This is a genomic window from Hugenholtzia roseola DSM 9546 (genome assembly GCF_000422585.1).
Classification (GTDB): domain Bacteria; phylum Bacteroidota; class Bacteroidia; order Cytophagales; family Bernardetiaceae; genus Hugenholtzia; species Hugenholtzia roseola.
This window is the reverse complement of the sequence record NZ_KE383885.1, coordinates 161,171-183,519: the sequence shown is the minus strand read 5'-3', so window position 1 is coordinate 183,519 and position 22,349 is coordinate 161,171. Positions and strand designations below refer to the sequence as shown.

The window sequence follows — 22,349 nt, the reverse complement described above, 5'->3', positions numbered from 1 at the left end:
TGCAAAAAAAATGATTTGGTTTTCGAACCCTCCCCTATGGGGGGAGGGCAGGGTGGGGGTTCAGCAGGTTTGCACCAAGCACAAAACCCCGTTTTTGACCTTCTGACTGTTGTAACAACGCCTATTGAGATTGAAACAAAAAGAGTTTTAAGCCAAATTTTGTTTTGTTTAGAGTGGAAGCAATAAGACAAAAAAAGTAGTGTATGGAGCTAAAAAAGGCGCGTTTGTGTCTTCTTTTTTTCCTAAAAAAAGTTCGCCGCCCATTTTTTGAGCGGCTAAGTGCGCCATATAAAGCCCTAAGCCAGAGCCTTGTGAGCGTTCTGTACCACGATAGAACATCTCAAAAAGGCGCGTTTGGGCTTCTCTTTCAATTCCGATACCATTGTCGGCGATAAAGAGGGCTTGAAAAGAGGGAGGGAGGGTCTTATCGTGATTTGCCGTCAGGTTTTGTACTTCTTCTGCGGATAGGAGTCCTATCCAAACGCCGTCGTCTTCTTTGAGGCTGCGATATTGCAGGCTGTTTTCTATCAAATTTTCGAAAATAATTTGCAGCAAAGTTGCGTCTGCATAAAGGGTAATTGGTTCGCTTATTTGGTTTTCAAACTTAAAATAAGGGTGTTCGTTGCGCCAAGTGCTTAGGAAGTTTTCTATCCATTCGTGAAGGGGAATGGGAGTAGCCGTTGCCTGTGTATTTTTTAGGGTATTGACGAGCAAAAGGCGTTTGAGAATGGCATCTAAGCGTTCAGAGGTGTGTTCCAAAAGTTGTAAATAATGCAGACTTTGGGCATTTAGATTTTCCAAATAAAGCACCTGCACCAAGCCCAAAATTCGGACAATGGGACCTCTTAAATCGTGAGAAGCGCGATAGACAAAGTCGTTGAGTTCTTTCAAGACGGCTTGTTTTTCGCGTTCGGCAAGGGTCTTTTCTGTAATATCAATCGCGGTAAGCATCACCGAAGGTTTGCCCTGCCATTCGATGGGCGAATGATAGGTTTCTACAAAAATGGCTGTCCCTTTTTTGTGGATAAAGATAGGTGGCTCGTGTTTGAGCAGCATATCGGGGAGGCGCATCTTCAAAAGTTCTTCTTCCATATAGCCGTACCGCTCGATGGCGACTTTGTTGGCTGCCAAAAAGACCTCGTCCTGACGCTGATAGACCCAAATCGGGAGAGGGTGCTTTTGAAAAAGAAGGCGGTATTTGCGCTCATTTTCCAATAAGACCCTTTGCTGTGCCAAAAGCCGCTTCTGGTGCTTGCGTATCAAAATATAAATCAAGAGGCTGGTAATGGAAACAAAAAATAAGCCTTTGAAGGTCTGATAGACCAACGTTTCATGCGTTTCTACTCCTGCCAAAAGCAAAAACCTGTCGGAAAAAATAATCCATAGGTAGCTAAAAAAGGCATAAATTAGGGGAATATGCCAAATGGGAGGCATCTTGCGCCAAAGCTGGAGGCTTGCTAAAAATCGGTTGTTGAGGTCGGACATACGGAGGGTCAAAAAGGTGTGATAGCGTCAAACGCCTTCTTATATAGGAGTGAATCAATTTGATAAAAGGCGAAACGTAAGTGCCAAACTGCCCATTTTCTTACACATGCCTAAAACTAAGATAAAATTTCCGCTTTTGAGCCAGTGCCACGTTTTTTTTAGGATTTTTTTTGGAAAAAAGTCAAAAAATACTACCTTTACCCCATTAACTCACCTTTAAAAGTCGAAACCAAGATGGTAGAAGGGAACAATGGTACGGTCTTCTCGAAAAAAATCCGCGCAGGAAAGCGCACCTACTATGTAGATGTGAAGGCTACGCGCGAACAAGACGATTTCTATATCGTCCTGACGGAAAGCAAAAAGCAGTTTCGCCGCAGTGGAGGTTTCTTTTACGAACGGCATCAGGTTTTTCTCTATAAGGAGGATTTCAACAAACTTTTGGAAGGTTTGAGCGAGGCGATTGCCTTAGTCAAGACCGAACTCCTGCCCGATTACGACTACGAAGCCTACGACCGTCAGGGGTATGAGGCAGAGTACGAAGCCGATTTAGAAGCCCAAGAGCCACACGAGCCTTCCAACGGCAAAGCCGACCCTTATGCTTGGGGTGAATAACCTGCTGCTTTGCTTGCTTCTCTTTTTTGCCAAAGTTGTATCTCTTTCGCGTAGATAGAGGGCTTTGGCTTTTTTATTTCCAAAATTATCGAAGGTCGGGCTGCCTAAAAACACAATTTTTTTCTTTTTTTTAGATAAAAGGCAGCCTTTGTTTGTACCCAAATAAAAAAATCCTTACTTTGCGCCAAACATACCCCTAAAAACAAAAAAAACGTTCCCTTCGCCTTAAAAGCGACAGGATTTTTACCCCCCCCCCATTTTCAAAATATTCCTTTTTTAGTAAGACGGTTGGTTTTTATGAAATATTCGCGCTTTTCTATTTTTGTAGGAAAAAGGCAGGACTTAGGCTTTTTTTCGAAAGTGCTGTGCCTTTGTATTTTTCTGTGGTTTTCTATTTTGGGCAGTTTTTCCACACTTCTGGCGCAGGAGTTTGGGCAAAACTTAAAGGGCATTGCACGCCCTTTGATAACGAATTTCGCTTACACAGAATATGGCGGCACACAACAAAATTGGGCAGTAACACAAGGCAAGAATGGTTTTATCTATGTGGGCAATGCGGACGGCGTTTTGGAATACGACGGCAAAGATTGGCGTGCCTACCCTACGGCGAATGGCTCTACGGTGCGCAGTTTGGCAGTATCGCAGGCAGGGGAAATTTTTGTAGGTGCGAAAGGTGAGGTAGGCAAACTCAAAGCGGATTCTATTGGTAATTGGCGTTATGTTTCGTTTTTAAATCAAATTCCCGAAGCGTATCGCAATTTCGACGACGTGTGGCAGACTTTTGCTACCAAAGAGGGTGTTTTTTTCCGAACCAATCCCTATCTTTTTCATTTCTCTTTTGCAGGCACTTTTCTCAAAGTGGTGGCTGCCTCCGAAAAAGGGCGTTTCCACAAGGCTTTTTGTCTTGATGATGATATTTTGATAGAAGATTCCAAAAAAGGACTTTTGCGCGTAACGCCTCAAACGGTTCAGGTGTTGGCAGATACGAGCCTTTTTATGCGCGATTTTGTGTTTGGCATTTATCCTGACCCCGAAGCTGCCGAGCAGTGGCAGGTTTGGGGTAGAATGAAAGTAGGGCGGCTTTCTCAAAACCAATTCGAAACAAAAAGCTATGCTGCCCAAAAGCACTTCGAGCAGATGCGTGCCTATGTTAGTACGCGCCTTTCTGCCTCACAAATTGCCGTAGGCACGACGCGCGACGGGCTTTTTGTGATAGACAATCAGGGCAATATCCAACTGCATCTGACCAAAGAAACGGGCTTGCAGAGTAGCACGATTTACGACTTGTTTTTAGATAGCGAAAAAAATCTTTGGCTCGCTACCGACTTGGGCATCGATTGTGTGCATTTGGGCTACCCCTTTTGGCAAATTAGCGACTTAGACGGCATGGTAGGGCAGGGCTTGAATCTTAGCTTAGACCCGAAGCGCAATTTTATCTATGCAGGCACAACGCAGGGCATTTATGCTTTGCCCTACCCCAATTTTTACAACCCTGCTGATGGCAAAAAGGCAAAGTTTGAATTTATACCCGAAACACAGGGCTATGCCATCGAGGTCAGGGAGCAGGAGCAAAAACTTTATTTTGCGCACAGCAACAACGTCTTTGAAGTTTCAGAGGGCAAGGCTACCGCTATCGTGCCAGAGGGCTTTTATGGTGCGATTGCGCCTACGCCCCTAACGCCACAACTTTTAGTAGGGCGTAGAAATGAGGGCATGGCAATCTTGCAGCCTTCGTCAGAGGAGGGGGCAAAGTGGCAAGTACGCGATTTGGCAGGTTTTGAGGAGCGCACCCGCAATTTGCTCTATCACAAGGGTTATTGGTGGGTCAATCAGGAAAACAAGGGGATTTTTCGCCTCAAAATAGACCAAACGACAGACAGCGTAACCGAAGTGCGCCTTTACCAACAAGAAAATGGGGAATTGCCTACCAGCATAGAAAACAATTTGTATCTAATCAAAGACAAAATTTATGTAAATAATGAATTTGGTTTTTTTGAGTATGACCAAAAGACGGAGCATTTTGCAGCGTCTAATTTTTGGAACGATTTGGTAGGAAAAGAAAAAGTAGATTTGAAGGAAGACAAAGCAGGCAATATTTGGCTTACAGGAAAGTCGGGCAATCGCGGTGTTTTGCGCAAAAAGGGCGACAATAGCTACCAGAAGGAGGGTTTTCTTTTGGAGGAACTTCGCCGCTATATTTCCTATGGCAAATCTTTTCTCGCCGATTCACAACTTGTCTTTGCCGTTGATAAGGGTTTTTTGTTATTTGATTTAAACCAAAAAATAGATTATCAAGATGTGCCTACCGTCTTTTTGCGTAGTGTAGAATACATGGGCGAAACCGATTCGCTGCTCTTTGGTGGCGTTTATTTTGATGCTGACAGCTTGCCACTTTTTACGGCAACGGCGCACCAGCGGCTTGTCTTGCCTATCGAAACAAATAACCTTCGCTTTACCTTTGCTTCGCCTTTTCTGACGCGCTCTTTTTATACCGAATACCGCTACCGTTTGGAGGGTATAGATGAAAAATGGTCGGCTTGGGGCGAAAAAAATCAGAAAGAATACACCAATTTGCAGGAAGGGGAGTACCGTTTGCACCTGCAAGCTCGCAACATTTGGGGCGTAGAAAGTCTGCCTTTGGTCTATGAATTTCAAGTGATGCCGCCTTGGTATCGCAGCAAAATAGCCTATCTTTTGTATGCAATCGCCATTTTTATTGCCATAGGGCTTATCGTGCGCCTGAATACCTACCGTTTGGAGCGCGACAAACGCAGGCTCGAAGCCACTATTATTGCCCGTACTGCTGAAATTTCCCAACAAAAAGAGGAATTGCAGGTGCAGGCAGATAATCTAATGGAAGCGAATGTGGCTATCAATGTTCAAAAAGAAGAGATTGCGACGCAGGCAGAAAGTCTGCAAAAGGCATACGAAGAAGTAGAAAAATCGTATCAAGACATCAGAACTTTGAGCGAATTGGGTAAAAAAATTACCCATATTTTAGATGTTTCCCAACTCATTCAGACGGTTTATGAAAACATCAATGCTTTGATGCCCACAGATGGTTTTGGTATTGGCTTGTATAATGAATCACAAAAACGAATAGAATTTAAAGACTTTTTAGAAAAAGGCGAAGCTCTGCCTTTTCATTACGATTCTTTGAAAGAAACGGAAAAGTTTTCGGTGCGCTGTGTGCTTGAAAATGAGGCAATTATCATTCACGACGTTTTCAAAGAATATTCTGCATTGATGGCGGCGCAGCAAGCCGTTGTGGGGGGAGTGCCTACTTCTTTGGTTTATCTGCCTTTGCGTACCGAAAATAGGCTTATTGGGGTGCTGACGGTGCAAAGTTTGGCGCAACATACCTATTCGAAAATAGAAGTGGAGCTTCTAAATGGTTTGGCTTCCTACATTGCCATTGCCCTTGAAAACATTACGGCGTATCAGGTCATTGCCAATAAAAACCAAAATATTACTGATTCCATTCGCTACGCCAAAACCATTCAGGAGGCAATCCTGCCCACTTCGCAAGAATTGGAGCGGCATTTTGAAGCCTATTCGCTACTTTACAAGCCGAAGGACATTGTTTCGGGCGATTTATATTGGGTAGAAAAAACCGAAACCCATCTTTTTGTAGCCTTAGTAGATTGCACAGGGCATGGCGTTCCCGGTGCTTTTATGTCTATGCTCGCCAAAACCATTCTTTCGGAGGCGGTGAGTGCGCGTAAGATTTCAAGCCCTGCCGCTATTTTGGAGTGGATACATCAACAGATAAAACATACCTTGCGCCAAGAGCAGACCTACAACGCCGACGGCATGGACATCGTACTCTGCGCCTTTTCCAAAGATAGCAACCAAACCGATACCATGCAGGTAGAATTTGCAGGTGCAGGGCGTTCTCTTTGGTATCAAAATCCTACCAAAACCGACATCAGTAGGCTCAAAGGAACGGCGCGTTCCATTGGCGGCTACAAACGCAGAAAGGCGATTGCTTTTGAAAATCATCGCCTTTCGCTGCCCAAAGACACGCTTTTTTATCTTTTTACCGACGGACTTACTGACCAAGCAAACCCCCAAGACTCTAAAATTGGCACACAAGGTTTGCTCAATTTCTTAGAAAAAATAGCCCAAGAGCCACTTCCCAAACAAGACGAAGCCTTAGCGCAGTTTTTGGCTGCCCATCAGCAAGATGCGCCACAGCGCGACGATATTAGCTTCTTAGCGTTTAGGGTTTCTGCCTCAATTTTTTAAGGATTTTAAAATAGCCCCTTGCGTAGGGAAAAGGTCGAGGTAGGAACAAAGAATAGGTTTCTGTTTTAAAATAGGGTTCAAGCCAAATTTTATTTTGTGTAAAATCTAAAAGGATAGGGCTTTGGGTAGAAACCGACAGCACTATGCGCTCGCACTTGTATTTTTTGCGATTCAAACGCCGCTTTTTTGCTACTTTTGTAGTCAGAAAAGCGGGCGCAATTTTAATATTTTTAAAATTTACTAAAAATATGGTTTTATTTTCATAACACTATGCAAACAATTATTTTGCTTGTTTTGTCTAATATTTTTATGACTTTTGCTTGGTATGGGCATCTAAAATACAAAGAGGTTTCACTTTGGAAAGTAATTTTAGTAAGTTGGGGAATTGCTTTTTTTGAGTATTGCCTACAAGTACCAGCCAATCGCTACGGGCATGGGGTCTTTTCTGCTACACAGCTCAAAATTATACAAGAGGTAATCACTTTGGTAGTTTTCGTAGGATTTTCTATCTTTTATTTGAAAGAGGAATTTCGCTGGAACTATTTAGTGGGCTTTGTTTTCCTTGTGTTGGCAGTTTTTTTTATCTTTAAAAAATTCTAAGTCCGCTTTGCTTGCACCTTTTTTATTACCCATTTATCGCCCACTGATTGCCCATTGTTGGCTCATTTCCTGCACTTTTGACCACTTTTTTTCTTAAAAATATGAAAAAAATCCTAATAGAAATAGAAAACGACGCACAAAAAGAACGCATTGATGCCTTTTTAGCCGAAAATGCCTTAGCTTTAAGCAGCGATTGGAACGCCGAGGCGAACATAGCGGCACAGGTGCAGAAAAAAGAGCGGCAAATGCGCCTGCTTGCCGTCGTTTCGCTTGCCATTATGCTCATCTTGGGGGCGATTGCGTTTTGGCAGGTTTCTGAAACCGAAAAAGCGCGTGCCAAAGTAGAGGAGATGGCGGAAAATGCACGCCTGCACAAACAAATTGCCGAAAATTTGCAAGATTCCCTCATTGCACGTGAGATGCGATACCGCGAAAGCAAGGCAGTTGCTGTGCCTGATAGTATGGCTTTTATTCAAAAAGATACCGTAAAGACAACAAAATAGTAAAATTATGCCACTTCTAAAAAAAGAAAATGAACAACTTTTGCATCAACAAGCCTTTTTCTACCGCCTCCCAACGGGTGAAAAATACAACGGCAAAGCCTATCTGACCAATCAGGCGTTTTATTTTGAAGGACTCTTCCAAATTCGCGCCGCTGGGGTAGATGCCATCGAGGGTATTATAGAAATCAAGTTAGAAGAAATTAAGAAAGTAGAGCGATTTTCAAAATATCTACTTTTCAATTATTTGCGCCTAACGCTCAAATCGGGTCAGATTTATCTCTTTGAAGCGGGGCTGGCATCTACACAAAAAATGCAAGCACTTCTTTCCAAACTCCATTCTCATTAAAAAGCAACTACCTATGAAACCGTTTATTTTTCAAATTCTCACTTTTTTGATGCTCTTTCTTGCTCATTTTTTCAATTTGCAGGCACAAACTTACATGGACGAGTTGCGACAAAATTTGCAACTTGCCTTGCAGGATTTAGAACAATCTGAATTTGAAACTGCACTTTCCAAATTTGATAATATCCTAACCATTCATGCGCAAAAAGGAGGACAATTCCTGCCCGAAATTGCTTTGGCACAAAATGGAAAAGTAGCAACCCTTACTGCCTTGGGCAAAGAAAAAGAGGCTTTTTTATTAGGCGAACAGACCTTAGCGGCAGCACGCGCCAATTTCCAACTTCCACTTCTTGAAGCGCAAACGCTAAACTATTTGGGCTTGCTGCGCCTAAAAGAAGGCAAAAACGACAAAGCCAACTTGTTTTTTAAAGAGGCTTTGATGCTTGTAGAAGACAAGACGAGAGAAATTGAAATGCTGCCAAAAACCGAAAAAATAGAAGAAAGAATCCGCCTTTACAAAACTAAAAACCTGACTTACAACAACTTAGCCATTTTAAATTGGTATTCGGGAAACCAAGAGTCGGCGATAGATTTTCTCAATAACGCACTTTTTTATTTAGATAGTTTAGAAAAAAAGATAACAGATTTTGATAAAATTTATGCGACAGAAAAGGCTGCTACGCTAAACAATTTAGGACTTATTTACACAGAAATAGACCTTGTTAAGGCGCAATTTTATTACGAACAAGCCCTAAGTCTTTATCTGAAAAGTTATGAGGCAGACCACCTCAAAGTGGCACAAGCCTACAATAATTTAGGGCTTACCTATCAGGCAGAGGGTCTGTATGAAACTGCTTTGACTTATTTTGAAAAATCTTTAACCATTCGTAAAAGTAAAGAGGGCGAAAATCACCCCAACGTAGCCTTTCTATACCGCAACTTAGCCAATTTATACGACCTTCAATATCGCAATAAAAACAAGCGCGAATACGCCAAAAAGCGTCAGGAATCTTTAAATCTTTACCAAAAAGCACTTGCCATTTATTTGGAGGCGTATGGTGAAAAGCACCCCGAAATAGCCTCTACTTTTAATCAAATTGGGCAACTGCACCTTCACAATGAGGATTTTCAAGCGGCTCTCACTGCTTTTCAGGCGGCTCTTATCTCAAATGTTTTTGAGTTTAATGAAAAAGCACAGGAAAAAAATCCTGAAAAAACGGCAATTCCTTACAATATAGAACTCCTTTTAAATAGTTTTGCCCTTAAAGCGCAAACGTTGGTTAGCCGTTACAATCGTCAGAGCCTATCCAATAAGGATTTAAAAGATGCTTTGGCGAGCCTCTACGCCGCCGATTCTTTTTTGGAACAGGCGCGAAATGAACGAAATAATAAAAAAGATAAACTTTTATTGGGTCAAACCGCTATTCTTTTATACGAAACCGCCATAGAAGCCGCCCTTTTATTGGCGGAAAATACGTTGCAAAAACAATTTTACTATCAAAAAGCACTTTATTTTGCAGAGCGAAGCAAATCTGCCACGCTTTTGGAAGCCATTGCAGACGCAAACGCCAAGCAATTTGCAGGCATACCCGCGCCTTTATTGGAGCGTGAGCGCAATTTGGCTGCCGAGCTTACTTTTTTAGAACAGAAATTGGCAAGCGAAAAAGAAAAAGAGGCACACTATCGCAGTCAAATTCTTATTTTAAGGCAAACCTATCAAAATTTTATAGATAGTTTAGAAAATCAATATCCTGCCTATTATCAGCTTAAATATCAAAATCAAAGCCTTGAATTGGCTCAAATTCAAGCCCAACTTCCAAAAGAAACGCGACTTCTTAGCTTCTTTGAAGCAGAAAAAAATGGGCGTTGGTATATTTTTAGTATAGATAAAGAAAATTTAGAAATTTTTGACCTTCCTAAATCAGATGATTTTGATAAAAAAATGATAGGATTTAGAAATGCACTTTTCTTCAAAAATGAAGTATTGTATCAAGATTTAGCCTACAAACTTTATAGAGAACTTATCCCGTCTGCGCTTGACAAAGACCGACTTTCTAAATGGGTCATCATACCCGAAGTAAATCTACAAACCCTTCCCTTTGAAGTGCTTTTAGCGTCTAAGCATCGTCAAGTAGCTGAAAATGAGGCACAAAGCTATGATTATCTCTTTCTAAACAAAATCATTTCCTACGATTATTCTATCCAACTTTTTCTCAATCGCACACAAACATCTGATAAAAAAACTGCCACCGCGCTGCAAAATATTTACCTTTTCGCACCCATCGAGTTCAATTTTCTCGATAAACAAAATCAAGCCGCCCTTCAAAATTTGCCTGCCACTGCCCAAGAAGTAGAAGATATTGCACAAATATTTAAACGAAATCAGAAAGAAGCAACTATCTTTACTTACCAAAATGCCAGCGAAAACGCCTTTAAAAATGCGGAGGCTACGCCCATTGCCTACCTGCATATCGCCACTCATGGCGTAGTAGATGCGCAAAATCCAGAACTATCTAAAATCTATTTCAATCGCGCTGATTCGACAAGCCAAGATGGTTTTCTTTTTGTGGGCGAAATCTACAACCTAAAACTCGATACCGAACTAACGGTGCTTTCTGCCTGCCAAACAGGTTTGGGAAAAAAAGCAAAAGGAGAAGGACTTTTGGGTTTTTCACGCGCCCTGACCTATGCAGGCGCGAAAGATTTAGTCTTATCTTTTTGGAATGTTGCCGACGAATCTACGGCGGTATTGATGCGAAATTTCTACCATTATCTTATCGAGGAACAGCTTTCTGCAAGCGAGGCTTTACAAAAAGCCAAGAGGCAAATGATTGAAAATCAAGACTTTAAAGCCCCTTACTACTGGGCAGCCTTCGTTTTGATAGGACAATAATTACCATCTCTTTTCGAAAACAATATGCTCAAATTCTTGCTTGTCATGGTGGCAATTTTGCTACTTTCGCCTTTCCTTTTGGGGCTTTTGTTGCGTCTTTCTCTGCTACTACTGCGCCGACGGTTTCCACAAAGCCACACACAGGAGCAACCCATACAATTTGGAAATCTAACCATTTTAAAGCCAAAAGGGGCTGCCAAACGCAAATCTACCCCCGACGAAGGCGAGGAAGGCTATGCCGATTTTGAAGAAATCAAATAAAAACAAGATACAACTAAGATGAAAAAAAAGATAGAATTTCTGTTAGAATTGCCCAACTTTGGGGTCTGGCTTGCTTGTTCGCTCATTACTACTTGGTTTGTTTCTCTTTTTTTTCTTTTACAATATGAAATAAAATGGGACTCTCCGCTAACCTATCTCCTGTTTTTGTGGCAGACGCATTTATACACAGGCATTTTTATCACAGCCCATGATGCCATGCATGGCACTGTAAGCCACAATTCGCGACTCAATCACAACATTGGGCGCATCTGTGCCGCTCTTTTTTCTTATAATTTTTATGACAATCTGAATAAAAAACATCACTTGCATCACCGTTTTGTCGCAACCGACAAAGACCCCGATTTTCATGAAGGCGGCTTCTGGATTTGGTACTTTAATTTTGCAAAAGAATATATCAATATTTGGCAAATTCTTTTAATGGCAATTACCTATAATATTTTAAAACTTTTTTTGCCCGTAGAAAATCTTATTTTTTATTGGATGCTTCCTGCCGTTCTTTCCACTTTTCAACTTTTTTATTTTGGCACGTATTTGCCGCATCGGAAAAGACCCGCTAATGCGCACCATTCGCGCTCACAGGCGAAAAATCATCTTTGGGCATTTGTTTCTTGTTATTTTTTTGGTTATCATTACGAGCATCATGATTCGCCACGCACGCCTTGGTGGAAATTGTATCAAGAAAAAGAAAAACAACATTTTTAAACTTCAAATCTTTATTGTTATGTATATCAAACTTTCTAAACATCTACTTTTTTGTTCGTTTTTTTGTCTAATTTTTATTATTTATTTTTCACCTGTTTTTGCTGCTTCTTCGGAAGGCATGGCGGTTAGAAAAACAAAATTGCTTAAAAAAGCAAACGATAAATCTTTATCTTTAAACGATAAAAAAATAGACGCAAAGCCAGAAAAGACAAATTCGCTTGCTAAAAAGATACAAAAAAAACAGGCGCGAATAGAAAAAATGATACGAAAAAAAGCGGAAAAGGAGCAAGGTAATGGCAGGCGTTCAGCCATTATTATCGGCACAGGGCTTCTTGTGTTCTGCCTGCCGCTACCCTACATGCTCACAACGTTGGGTGTGCTAACGCTCATAGGCATTTGTTGGGGCTTTTTGCTGCTCATTGGCGGACTTTTTGCGAACCGTCCTTGGCGTTTTGCTACCCAAATATTTTGGACTTTTGTGGATATTCTTATCCTGCTATACTCTGTTTTCTAAATTTTTAAGGCGCAAAAAACTTATCTTGATAACAAGATAGGTTTTGTTTTTTTGTCAATTTCTTACCCAAAATACAAATATTAGTCCTTTATTTGGTTTGGGTCGTTGCTCAAAATTAAGCCTTCGCCCTTTTTCCATTGTAAGATGGGAACGAATTTATTGTCGGTAGTGGTATGTCGGTAGTCGTGTCCGAGCATGACTTTTCCTTGCATAAAGTCTTGCTGTCTGATACCTTGCGGCATTTGCTTGCCATAAAGTCCTAACATTTTGCCAAAATAATAAACCGATTCAAAACCGATATAAGAAAAATCAGAAGGAAAAGTATTATTTTTTTCCCAATACAAATTGAAAAATTCTTTTACTTCGGGGCGATTGCTATCGATAAAATCAGGATAAATGACATAAAAGTTTAGGTTTTCGAAGTGGTCGGCGTTGATTTGTGTAAAATTAAACCAATTATTTGTAATAATAGTTGGAATTTTTTTCCCCGAAGCATCGACAATGCTCACAAACGTTCCCGCAGTGGCAGCCTCCGAAGTAAAAACGACGATATGCGCGTCTGGGTCTAACTCCTCCAAATCATTTTTTGCTCCTGTGCGGCGTGGCGCGAGGTCTTTGAGGGCTTGTTGTAAGTTGCTGTAAATCTTGTTGCTCGCCTGTGTTTGGTGAAAAAGTCGTACTTCGCCGCCATTTTTGAGAATAAAATCGCGATAATAAGCCGCCATTACTTCATTTTTTTTGTTTTCGTCATAAATGATATAAGCATTTTTTCGTGCTAATTTGTCAAGTGCGAAAGCGGCAGCTTGTTGCGCTTGGGTGCGCTCGCTGGGTTCGTACAAAAAATAAAGCGAATGACTCTGTGATAAATCCGAATTGGTGCTAATAGGATTTAAAACAGGAATATTATGCTGACGACCAAAATCGCTCAATAAAGGCAACGTATTTGGATACAATGCCCCTACTAATAAATCGAGATTTTTAGCATTAGATTGATTTAAAAAAGACTTTAATTTTCCTTCGTTTCTTTCTGTATCAAAGGGCAATAAATCGAGTTCGATGCCCTCATTTGACAGAATATTTTTAGCAATCGTCATGCCTGCATACAAATCTACTGCAAATTGGTAATCTTTTTCTGTACTAAAATTGCGCTCTCCGCTTGCAAAAAAAGGCAAAAAGACCCCAACTTGGTACTTACTTTTTTTCTCTATTTGCGTGATAGGAGTTTCTATCGGTACATTTGCTTCTACTTTTGTATTGATTTCAGGCGTATAAGAAAATTTATTTTTAATTTCGTCTAATAATCTTTTTGCCTGTGGCAAATTTTGATTTTGCACCAGTTTGTCCGCTAATAGCTCTGCAATGGCTCTATCTTGAGGATAGCTTTGATAAAGAGTTTCTATTCGTTCGAGGGGATAATTTTGAAAAACATTTTTTTTCATCTTAAAAATAGGCTCTTTCAAATTTGTATTTGTAATATTTTTAAGATACTCAAAGCCTTGCGCCGTTTGTTTTTCTTCAAAAGCAACCGTAGCAGCTAAAAGCAAGACTTCCTGCCGCTCTTCCCAATTAGGCTGCTGCTCTAAAAGTGTGCGCAAAATTTGGCGTGCCGTAGCAAAATCTTTGTTATGATAGGCTGCAAGTGCATAGAGATACGCCCCATGTCGTTGATAACCGACGATAGGCGAGGTGCGAGCAAGCGGTTCTAAGGTAGTTTGCGCTTGTTTATAGTTTTTATTTTTAATTTCATTTTTGCCTTTTTCATACATCGTTTGCCAATTTTGCGCCCATAGTAAGGAGGTGCAAACAAAAAAGATTAAGAAAGAGAGTATTATTTTTTTTGTCATTAGTATCGGAAGTTTGGTAGAAATTAAGAATTATTTTTTTCCTTTTTGGTCATAAAAAAGGAAAAAAACGAAGCTAAGGAAACGCAAAAATAGGGAAAAAAGCATAGCAAAGTAGTATTTTGCCTAAGAATTGCGTGTAGAATTAGACAAAAAGCCCTTATCTTTGTTTGGAAGCAAGAAGCAGCCTTGTATAGGGCTTCTTTTCTGACGCTATTTTGTATTTATTTCTTCCCCTAAGCCGTATTAAAATGCTTAATATCAAGAACTTACGACAAGAATATAGCCTCCATCGTTTAGATGAAGATAATGTAGAAAGTAGTCCTTTTTTGCAGTTCAAAGTTTGGTTTGAAGAAGCTCTACAAGCCCAATTAGCCGCTGAACCCAACGCCATGACGCTTGCCACAACCGACGAGCGCGGTTTTCCTTCGGCGCGGATTGTACTTTTAAAAGAAGTAGATGAAAAAGGGTTTGTTTTTTTTACAAATTATGAAAGTAGAAAAGGACAAAATATTGTACAAAATAACCAAGCCGCCCTGCTATTTTTTTGGGCAGAACTACAACGTCAGGTGCGTTTGGAGGGTAAAATTGAAAAAATAACCGCTGCCGAATCGCAAGCCTATTTTCAGAGCCGCCCGCGTGGGAGTCAGCTTAGTGCGTGGCTTTCGCCGCAAAGCAAGATAGTGGAAAGCCGAAATTGGCTTGAAAAGCGACAAGAAGAAGTAGAAAAAGAGTTTGAGGGAACGGAAAAATTGCCCTTGCCGCCCTTTTGGGGGGGCTATCGCCTTATTCCCACTTATTTTGAATTTTGGCAAGGCAGACCCTCGCGCCTGCATGATAGAATTGCCTACCAAAAAAATGAAACGGAAGCCCAAAATAATAGTTGGGAAATTGTTAGATTAGCTCCTTGATTTGGTTTTGTTCCGAAAGTAGCCCGACCTTATCTCTTTGTTTAGTGCATCAAGCAAGGGCAAAGGGTTAGGGTCTTCTTTGTGGCTTATTTCATACTTCAAAGCCAAATACTCCTCTGCTTCTGAATCAGTAATATTATCTAATGACAGCTCTTTGTCTTTACTTAGTTCAGAAACATAAAAATTATTTAAATCTTTTAACATCAATCTTTTTGCTTCTTCTACTATCTTTTTATATCTTTTTGGAGATATAAATTCATTCAAAATTTTATGCAAAATTTCGTGTCTAACCACTTGCTCTGAAACTAAATCATCTTTTGTATGAAATTCTAATACATCTTTTGCTGCTTTTCCTAAAATCTGTTTTCCTTTGAAAAAACTTTGTTTTGAAATAAATCTAATGTCATCATTATTTAAAGCCTCTCCAAAAACATTTGCTATAATTGATAAGGCTTCTTGTTCTGGTATATCATAATCTATTGGTTGGGCTTTTTGTTCTGTTCTAAATAGATCATCTTCAAATGGATTAAATTCTTGAGATGTATTTTTTGAAGAATAAATTTTTGCAAGATCTTCTTTTATACTTTCTGCCATAAGGTCATATATTAATGTTATACCGGCACCTTCTTCAATATTTCCATTAGAGTAAAAATCAAATATAGTATCTTTAACATTCATTTTTGACATGTAATATAGATCTGAAAGATTGTATTTTAATATTTCAGGTATATCTTCTAATAAGCCACCAGGATTAGGTCTAAGTGTTAATCTAGTCCAGCTATCCAATTGCTCTTGTGCTCTATCTACTAACTCTCTTATCTCATTGTATACAGGTGCGGCTTTGTGATATTCAAGAATTGATTCTAAAGGCTTAAATCGTGCAAGTAAAGGCTTTTCATTTGTAACTTCAACTTCTCCTAAATAAAACACAGCAGACATAAAATCTTTAACTGACCTATGTGATACTGAAGATTTATCGAACTGCGGATAAGCTAACTCCAAATATCTTTCAGCAAATTCTTCAGCAGTAGTAAAACTTTCAACAGACTTTGTAACTTTTTCTTCACTAACTATTGTAGATGGTTTTTCTCTATCCCTCTGCACAGTTTTAGTTGGATTTCCTAACACTAAATGAAACTGCGATGGATTGGCAAAAGCAAAAGTAAGTTCTTCAGAAATATCAATAATTTCACCGTCTCTTTTTACAAAAAGTTTTGCAGCTTCTTTAAATCTATTATCTTTTGTTCGAGTAACTTTAGCTTTTACATAATCAACCGCAGGATTATAAACTAATTGATAATCAAGATTTTCCGATTCTTGAGCAGATGTTACTTCTGCTTTTTCTATTGATTCTGCTTCACTTTTACCAGTAGAAACAGTTTTAAAATATTCTAATACTACGTCTGCTGTTACACCGCCTTCATAAATAGTATTAGTAAAAGAACCTACCGAATCTATATTTACTTTTAATACATTTTTATTACCAGTCTGAACTATAGTTCCGTAATTATCTGAATTAAAACTTAAGTTGTTTCGTCTTAAGTTCATTTTAGTTTTTATATTTAATTTTCTATCAAAATCTGAATCATTAAATTCACTTAATCCACCGAAATTATCAAAAGCATATTTATTTGATAACTGTTTTTGTTTTGGAGTATCTGAGTTTATATATTCTTGATAATTTTTTTCTACTCTTTCATTAAATTTATCTGTTAAGTCTTGTTTTTTTAATGTTAAAATAACAGATTTTCTTTTTTTGATTTTATCTACCTCAACTTCTGGAAAAACTCTAAACATATAATTTATATATTTTCCGTCTAAACTATAAACTTCTTTTCCATCTGCCACTCCAATAAAAACTTCACCGTCAATTTCAATATAATTTGAGTAAAGTTCAAATTCTTTTAAATTTTTAAAATCATCATCTGATAAATCATTTATTTTCTTTTGATTTTTTTGGAGTTGGTCTAATAGATTTTCAAATACTTTTATTCTTTTTTCGTTTGTTTTTTTTGAAATATTTTCTGAAATATTTTTTATTAAACTATTAAATAAATTTGATATTTTTTCTTTTGTATTAAAATCTGCTGTTGTACTTAGTTTTAATTTCAAACCATTTTTTAATGTTTCTTTTTGTCTTGAACTCAATTCTTCAAACGCTGAGAGAGGAAATATATTTTTACCGTCTAAATGTTTAAGTATAGAATTATAAGTTAAAGTATTATATTTTTCTAATTCTGCTTTATTTTCACTTAAAATTTCGGGCTGCTCAAAAATTGTAAACGCACTGTTTTCATCAATTAATTTAGCTCCAGAAAAATCAAAAAAAGCTGTTGATTTTGATTTACCGTCTTTTCCAACTGTTTTTACATCATTTCTTTTGTTCCAATTAGATACAGTAGATGAACTAATTATATCTTCAAGTTTTAAACCTAAACTTTTTGCATAATCTAATTGTCTACCGATTGTAATTAATTTTAAAAGAGTAGAATCAAAAAATCGCGATTCTGCTGCTGTTAGACCTTGTAAATTTAAAAAACCTGCGACTCGTTCGTCAGGCACAATAATTGAATATAATTTAAACCGCTCTTTTAATCTTTCTGTTGAAAATAAATCTTTTAAATTTGTTATACCTTTATTTTTTAAAGTTTTTAAAATACCTCTCTGACTCTCCGAAAAAAACAAGTAATTATCAATTTGATTTTCAAAACTTAAAGCTAAATTAACATATTCTTTAATATCTTCTTGAGTTTTTTCATCATTTAATGAATCAAAAATTGTATGATATTTTTCAAAGTCACTAAAGAATAAACCTTTAATTTCTTTAACTATATTTTGTTCTTCTGGAGTTAAATTATCATTATTCTTTTGTAAATCTTGACTCACCAAAAAATGTAAATATTTTGCCTGTGCAAAATTAAATAATTGTTGCTTTTTTAAATTTGTTTTATTGCCCTCAGATTTTGTAGAAATACTTTGGGTTAATTGTGATAATTCTTTTAATTCTTTGACTCCAACGGTTTTTCGTCTTAAATAAACTGCGTTTATTCCTACTCTGGATAAATCAAGTAATCTACCTCTCTCAGCAACATTACCTCCTGTAACTAATTTATTTACATATTCTATTAACTCTTTTTCATTTGTAATACGTTTTTCTTCAAATTTTTTACTTTCTGAATTATAAATTTTCACTACAGTTCCCGGCGGTGTAAAAAATAACATAGAACTACCTCTCCTCGAAGTATTTATCATTACTGGAGAAACAATATAACCAAGATTTTTTAAGAATTTTATATAATCTTTTGTATCAATTCTTAGCGGTCTATTTAAAATATCAATAATTTTTTCTACACTTAATTTTTCTATTTCTTTTGGAGATGAACCTAAGGCTTTTAATATTTTTTTATGTTTTTCAGAGTTAGGACTTTTTTTAATTTTTTCTGCTAATTCTTTTTGTTTTTCTTTTAATCTTGAAACTTCAGCGTCTGATACACCGCCAGTCATTAAATTTTGAAATAAATAAATATTGTGTTTTTCTTGATTAAATTTTCCGCCGTATTTTTGTAAATACATATAACCAGAGTTGGCGTATAAACTATAACCTAATTCTTTTATCGAACCTAAACCAACACCTCTAATATTATTTTTGGTAACTTGTACTTCTTTATTATTACCTAATAAATCATTTAATTCTTTGTAAAATTCAAGGTAATTACCTGAATCTGCTTTGGGAGGTTCTAAATTACCAATAATAACTGTATATTCTTTTTCACTATCTTGTTTTTTGTACTTTAGTTTTAGTATAAAACTATCAACTTGATTAGTACCGTCAGTAGTACCTTGATATTTATTTGTTTTTTCAATAAAATATTTTACTTCTGTAATTCTATTTCTTTCATCTATATCTCTAAAAAACCACGAGTCTGGTAAAGCTATTTCACCAGATTTATTAATAAAATATGATGCAAAAGTTGTTTTAACTTTATTCTTTTCAATAGTTTGAGCATCTACTTCTCCAAAAATCAAATCTACATTTTCAGCCTCACTAAAATTACCGTACAATCTACCAGATTTATTTTGATAAATTTTATTAGTTACGTCAGTTACTAATGAATCAACTGCGTCTTTTATTTTTTCGGAGTCTGTTTCAAAATTAAACTTTAAAGCTATTCCTAAACTAATTGAGGTTCTATCAAGATTTCCATCTTTTGTTTCTGTAATTGGTTTTTTACCTTCTATTTTTTTATAGAAATTTAAAATATCTGTTTCAACTTCTAAAACTCTATCTTCTCCAAAAATAAAAGTACCAGAGTATATTGCTAAACCAGAAGTATATAGTTTTTTATCATCAATATTTTTAAAATAACGTTGTATATTTTTAGCTGAATTGTTCTTTTCTAAGAAGTTAGAGAAATGATGATTTAAATCATTCATTTGCTGCAGCGGAAGTGTATCAAATTTTGGAGCATCAGGATAGTCAGCACTGTAATGATTAAAAACTAAATATTCATTAGGCTTTAAACCTTCAATTTTAAATACAACGTCAGACTCTACTATTCTTGGAGTGCGTAGCGCATAGCGAATTTGTAAAAGATATTCTTGAATTACTTCTCTTTTTAGAAACTGTTTTAGTCTACTTACACTTTCGCCATCTAATGTTATATCTTTTATACTTTTGTTATAAAGTGCATCAACAAAATTATCAATATCTGAATTAGATTTGAACGATTTATTTTTAAAAAACTCTTTACTCCATTCTATTGCTATTTTTCTTATACTTTCTCTATTAGTACCTTCGAAATTATAGGCGTTTTCATTGTATTCTGCCTCTTCTTCTTGTTCTTCGTCTGCGCTGTTAAAAACTGATTCTGTTTCTATTAATTCAAAAGAAATATTAGTGTCTGTATAACTTGTTTGTTCTGGTACAATTGCTTCAGTAGAAAGAGTAATAGGCACTTGCGCAGCTGCCTCCGCAACAGAAGTAGTAGTTTTATTTTCTGGTTCTATTTTTTGTGGAGCTGGTGCAGGTAGTTCAAATCTTAGTGTTTCTTCTAATTGTTGTTGGATTTGTAGAAGGTCTGTTGTGTCTTGTTTTTGAATAGCTGAAAAGAATACACTGGCTTCATTTAAAAAATTAACAAACAGCGGATTTTCATAAGAATTTATAAGTTTTAGTTTTCCTCGAGAATCGTTCGAAATATTAAATTTTTTAAAAATATCTAAAACTACTGACGTTTCTGAAGTTATTTGGCTATTTATTTCGCTTTTTAGATCTCCAAGAGCGTAAGATATTATAGCTCCAGCAAGTGACTTTTGTTCAGGAGAACCTGTATTAAATACATTTTTAAGTTTTTTAAAAAGTTCATTTGATTGTATAGTGTTTAATAAATCTTTTTGCAGTTGCTCTTGAGGTATATTGTCTAAAGTTGCGTAATTTTTTGTTACATAAAAAAAATCAGAAACGATACTTTGACTTAACTCAATAACAGACTTGTAAAATTCTATTCTTGTGTTAGTATTGGATAAAAATCCGTTTATTGAACATAGGTTAGACATAATGTATAAATATTTTACTGACAATGATTTTTAAAAAAATTATCTATCGAGCCTGAAACAGGAGTTCTTCTATACTGTTCTAGTTCTTGTCTTGAAGCCGAAAACGTCAACTTAGTAGCATTAGTCGTAGCACTAACTACTACTGGTTCTGGAGCTTGTGCATATTGTGTAGGTGACTTAGGTTGTTCTTTCATTATTTGTGTTTTTTCTGTTGCGGGTATGCTGTTTTCTTCCATTTGATTTTGTGTTTGGTAAGGATACTGCTTGCTTATACGCTCAAATTGCGCCCAAAGTTTGGGGAAATCGTCTTTAAAAGGGAAAATTTTTGCTCTTAAAAAGTTAGATAACGCATCTTGCGGCTTTGCGTAGCTTTTTCTATGCGCAGCCAAAAACCACAGGTTTGTGTCCATATAGCCTTTTTTTTGCCATTGATGTAGTAAAAGGTTTAAAAACCGTCTTTCTTTTAAAGAGAGTGTGGAAAGATTCGTATTTTTATCTACTTTTTTAAATTTTTTAAAGTTTATTTTAAATCCATTTTTTTCTATCAAATACACAAAAGCATTTAAGTTTTGCGTAGTTATTTTTTTGTTTGAAGAAATGAGTATATCGTCTGCATACCTTGAATAAGATAAACCTTCTTTGTTTGCAAATTCTACAATTTTTTCATCTAAATTTTTAAATACAATGTTGCTAATAAGCGGTGAAGTAGGAAATCCAATAGGCAAAACGCCTTCAGCAGTGAGCGCATCAGCTAAATAGCCCGCCACTGCTGGGCTGCAAAAGGATTGTAAGGCATTATTAACTTGCGGCGTAGTAATTGAATTAAAAAAAGATTTTAAATCTATGGCATAAATATAGTGATTTTTTTGATGTACCGCTCGATACTGTGCATAATTTCTACCTTTTATATAGGCAAAAGCGCAAGCAGGCGGCTCGTACAAAGGCAATAATTGACGGTACAACCATTGCAAACGCCGCTTAAAAAAAGGGTTTGGTTCAAAAAAAGTTTTTTTTCCCCACACAACTTTTCGATACGATTTAGCCGCTACAATTTTTTTTACAACATCGGGTTCGAGCATAAGCGTTTAAACAAATTGTATAAAAAAGACCTTTTAGTTTAACATCTAAAAGGTCTTTCCAAGTAAAACTATAAGTGCTTATTTTTACATAAGCCACTCATACACAGACCATTAGGGGGTATAGGGGCTAATGGTGTCCTAAATTACTTGTGAAAAGATAAGCTGCAATCTGGCAACCTGCGTCGAAGATAATAAAATATTATCGAAACGCCAAAACTTAGCTCTGTTTTTTTTCGGGTACGCGAAAGCGCAACAAATCTTGTGCGGCATGCTGTCCTTGTTGGGTCAGAATTGTATTGACCATTGTTTCATATTCTTTGGCATGTTCTGGTTTATCTTTGCCATCTAATTTGGCTAAAATTTGAATTTGAATTTGAAGAATGGTGCGAAGCATGGCTTGATTGTGCTGCAATAAGCCCAAGGTAGCAGCCGTAGGGTCTATTTGTACCTGTACTTGTTTGTTTGGCGTGTCCTGAGTTGGCGTTTGATTTTCCATCGACTTAAATTGGATTTGAGAAAGACCGCACAAAGCGGCTTTATGACTTAGAAAGAATTAAAGGAAAGGCAAAAATAAGAAATTTAACTGATTTGCCGTACTATGGCGTGCCTTTTCTCCTCTTTTTCGAAAAAAAACGCGCTGCTTTTCCAAAAAATGATAAGTTTGAAAAAACTAAAATAAAAAAACTAAAAAAAACTTTTACACTCAAATCTTGATGTAGCCATAAAATGGGCTTCGGCACTGCAAAAAAACAAGATTTAACGTTTATTTTTTCGTCGTAG

The 22,349-nt window shown here is 37.1% G+C and carries 16 protein-coding genes; 11 read left to right on the top strand and 5 right to left on the bottom strand.

All coding sequences use genetic code 11. The annotated features are described in order from the left end of the window. On the top strand, positions 1-186 hold a 186-nt coding region (locus G500_RS26305; protein ID WP_027003629.1), incomplete at its 5' end, for a hypothetical protein. On the opposite strand, the gene G500_RS0118550 is transcribed toward G500_RS26305, so the two are convergent. Beyond that, the gene (locus G500_RS0118550) at positions 169-1,497 is read right to left on the bottom strand and encodes a PAS domain-containing sensor histidine kinase (protein WP_154657224.1); all 1,329 of its coding nucleotides are present in this window, start codon (positions 1,495-1,497) and stop codon (positions 169-171) included. The genes G500_RS26305 and G500_RS0118550 overlap by 18 nt on opposite strands. Before the next feature lie 222 nt (positions 1,498-1,719). On the opposite strand from G500_RS0118550, the gene G500_RS0118545 reads away from it, so the two are divergent. The 9 genes from G500_RS0118545 to G500_RS0118490 all read left to right on the top strand — a co-directional run bounded on the left by G500_RS0118545 (position 1,720) and on the right by G500_RS0118490 (position 12,182). After that, on the top strand, positions 1,720-2,097 hold the full coding sequence (locus G500_RS0118545) for a DUF3276 family protein (RefSeq protein ID WP_027003627.1): 378 nt from the start codon (positions 1,720-1,722) through the stop codon (positions 2,095-2,097). A 297-nt stretch (positions 2,098-2,394) separates the two neighbouring features. Further along, complete coding sequence (locus G500_RS0118530) at positions 2,395-6,345, top strand: SpoIIE family protein phosphatase (protein ID WP_027003626.1); 3,951 nt, start codon at positions 2,395-2,397, stop codon at positions 6,343-6,345. A 270-nt stretch (positions 6,346-6,615) separates the two neighbouring features. After that, entirely contained in the window at positions 6,616-6,945 is a 330-nt protein-coding gene (locus tag G500_RS0118520) for a DMT family protein (protein WP_027003624.1), read from the top strand. 101 nt (positions 6,946-7,046) lie between these two features. Continuing rightward, complete coding sequence (locus G500_RS0118515; RefSeq protein WP_027003623.1) at positions 7,047-7,448, top strand: hypothetical protein; 402 nt, start codon at positions 7,047-7,049, stop codon at positions 7,446-7,448. Between the two features lie 7 nt (positions 7,449-7,455). Then, positions 7,456-7,794: a GRAM domain-containing protein gene (locus G500_RS0118510; RefSeq protein ID WP_027003622.1), complete on the top strand. Its 339-nt coding sequence runs from the start codon at positions 7,456-7,458 to the stop codon at positions 7,792-7,794. Positions 7,795-7,807: 13 nt separating this feature from the next. Continuing rightward, positions 7,808-10,684, top strand: coding sequence for a CHAT domain-containing tetratricopeptide repeat protein (locus G500_RS0118505; protein WP_027003621.1), 2,877 nt, complete (start codon positions 7,808-7,810; stop codon positions 10,682-10,684). 24 nt (positions 10,685-10,708) lie between these two features. Then, complete coding sequence (locus tag G500_RS0118500; protein ID WP_027003620.1) at positions 10,709-10,945, top strand: hypothetical protein; 237 nt, start codon at positions 10,709-10,711, stop codon at positions 10,943-10,945. 18 nt (positions 10,946-10,963) lie between these two features. Beyond that, a complete protein-coding gene (locus tag G500_RS0118495; protein ID WP_035758035.1) occupies positions 10,964-11,668 on the top strand; it encodes a fatty acid desaturase in 705 nt (234 codons plus the stop codon). A 19-nt stretch (positions 11,669-11,687) separates the two neighbouring features. Next, positions 11,688-12,182: a hypothetical protein gene (locus G500_RS0118490; protein WP_027003618.1), complete on the top strand. Its 495-nt coding sequence runs from the start codon at positions 11,688-11,690 to the stop codon at positions 12,180-12,182. 80 nt (positions 12,183-12,262) lie between these two features. Here G500_RS0118490 and G500_RS0118485 read toward each other — a convergent pair whose 3' ends face one another. After that, the gene (locus tag G500_RS0118485; protein ID WP_027003617.1) at positions 12,263-14,026 is read right to left on the bottom strand and encodes an ABC transporter substrate-binding protein; all 1,764 of its coding nucleotides are present in this window, start codon (positions 14,024-14,026) and stop codon (positions 12,263-12,265) included. Between the two features lie 248 nt (positions 14,027-14,274). Here G500_RS0118485 and pdxH point away from each other — a divergent pair, with 248 nt between their 5' ends. After that, the gene (gene pdxH / locus G500_RS0118475; protein WP_027003616.1) at positions 14,275-14,934 is read left to right on the top strand and encodes a pyridoxamine 5'-phosphate oxidase; all 660 of its coding nucleotides are present in this window, start codon (positions 14,275-14,277) and stop codon (positions 14,932-14,934) included. Here the strand turns inward: pdxH and G500_RS0118470 are convergent. The 3 genes from G500_RS0118470 to G500_RS0118460 form a co-directional block, all read right to left on the bottom strand. Continuing rightward, complete coding sequence (locus G500_RS0118470; protein WP_027003615.1) at positions 14,923-20,490, bottom strand: hypothetical protein; 5,568 nt, start codon at positions 20,488-20,490, stop codon at positions 14,923-14,925. The genes pdxH and G500_RS0118470 overlap by 12 nt on opposite strands. A gap of 14 nt (positions 20,491-20,504) precedes the next feature. Further along, on the bottom strand, positions 20,505-21,512 hold the full coding sequence (locus G500_RS0118465; RefSeq protein WP_161626159.1) for a reverse transcriptase family protein: 1,008 nt from the start codon (positions 21,510-21,512) through the stop codon (positions 20,505-20,507). Positions 21,513-21,786: 274 nt separating this feature from the next. After that, positions 21,787-22,065: a hypothetical protein gene (locus tag G500_RS0118460; RefSeq protein ID WP_027003613.1), complete on the bottom strand. Its 279-nt coding sequence runs from the start codon at positions 22,063-22,065 to the stop codon at positions 21,787-21,789. Positions 22,066-22,349 lie beyond the last annotated feature (284 nt).

Excerpts from the sequence above, each read along its gene's own strand:
- G500_RS0118545 (WP_027003627.1), top strand. The coding sequence starts at position 1,720 with ATGGTAGAAGGGAACAATGGTACGGTCTTCTCGAAAAAAATCCGCGCA.
- G500_RS0118530 (WP_027003626.1), top strand. The coding sequence starts at position 2,395 with ATGAAATATTCGCGCTTTTCTATTTTTGTAGGAAAAAGGCAGGACTTA.
- G500_RS0118520 (WP_027003624.1), top strand. The coding sequence starts at position 6,616 with ATGCAAACAATTATTTTGCTTGTTTTGTCTAATATTTTTATGACTTTT.
- G500_RS0118515 (WP_027003623.1), top strand. The coding sequence starts at position 7,047 with ATGAAAAAAATCCTAATAGAAATAGAAAACGACGCACAAAAAGAACGC.
- G500_RS0118510 (WP_027003622.1), top strand. The coding sequence starts at position 7,456 with ATGCCACTTCTAAAAAAAGAAAATGAACAACTTTTGCATCAACAAGCC.
- G500_RS0118505 (WP_027003621.1), top strand. The coding sequence starts at position 7,808 with ATGAAACCGTTTATTTTTCAAATTCTCACTTTTTTGATGCTCTTTCTT.
- G500_RS0118500 (WP_027003620.1), top strand. The coding sequence starts at position 10,709 with ATGCTCAAATTCTTGCTTGTCATGGTGGCAATTTTGCTACTTTCGCCT.
- G500_RS0118495 (WP_035758035.1), top strand. The coding sequence starts at position 10,964 with ATGAAAAAAAAGATAGAATTTCTGTTAGAATTGCCCAACTTTGGGGTC.
- G500_RS0118490 (WP_027003618.1), top strand. The coding sequence starts at position 11,688 with ATGTATATCAAACTTTCTAAACATCTACTTTTTTGTTCGTTTTTTTGT.
- G500_RS0118485 (WP_027003617.1), bottom strand. The coding sequence starts at position 14,026 with ATGACAAAAAAAATAATACTCTCTTTCTTAATCTTTTTTGTTTGCACC.
- pdxH (WP_027003616.1), top strand. The coding sequence starts at position 14,275 with ATGCTTAATATCAAGAACTTACGACAAGAATATAGCCTCCATCGTTTA.
- G500_RS0118470 (WP_027003615.1), bottom strand. The coding sequence starts at position 20,490 with ATGTCTAACCTATGTTCAATAAACGGATTTTTATCCAATACTAACACA.
- G500_RS0118460 (WP_027003613.1), bottom strand. The coding sequence starts at position 22,065 with ATGGAAAATCAAACGCCAACTCAGGACACGCCAAACAAACAAGTACAG.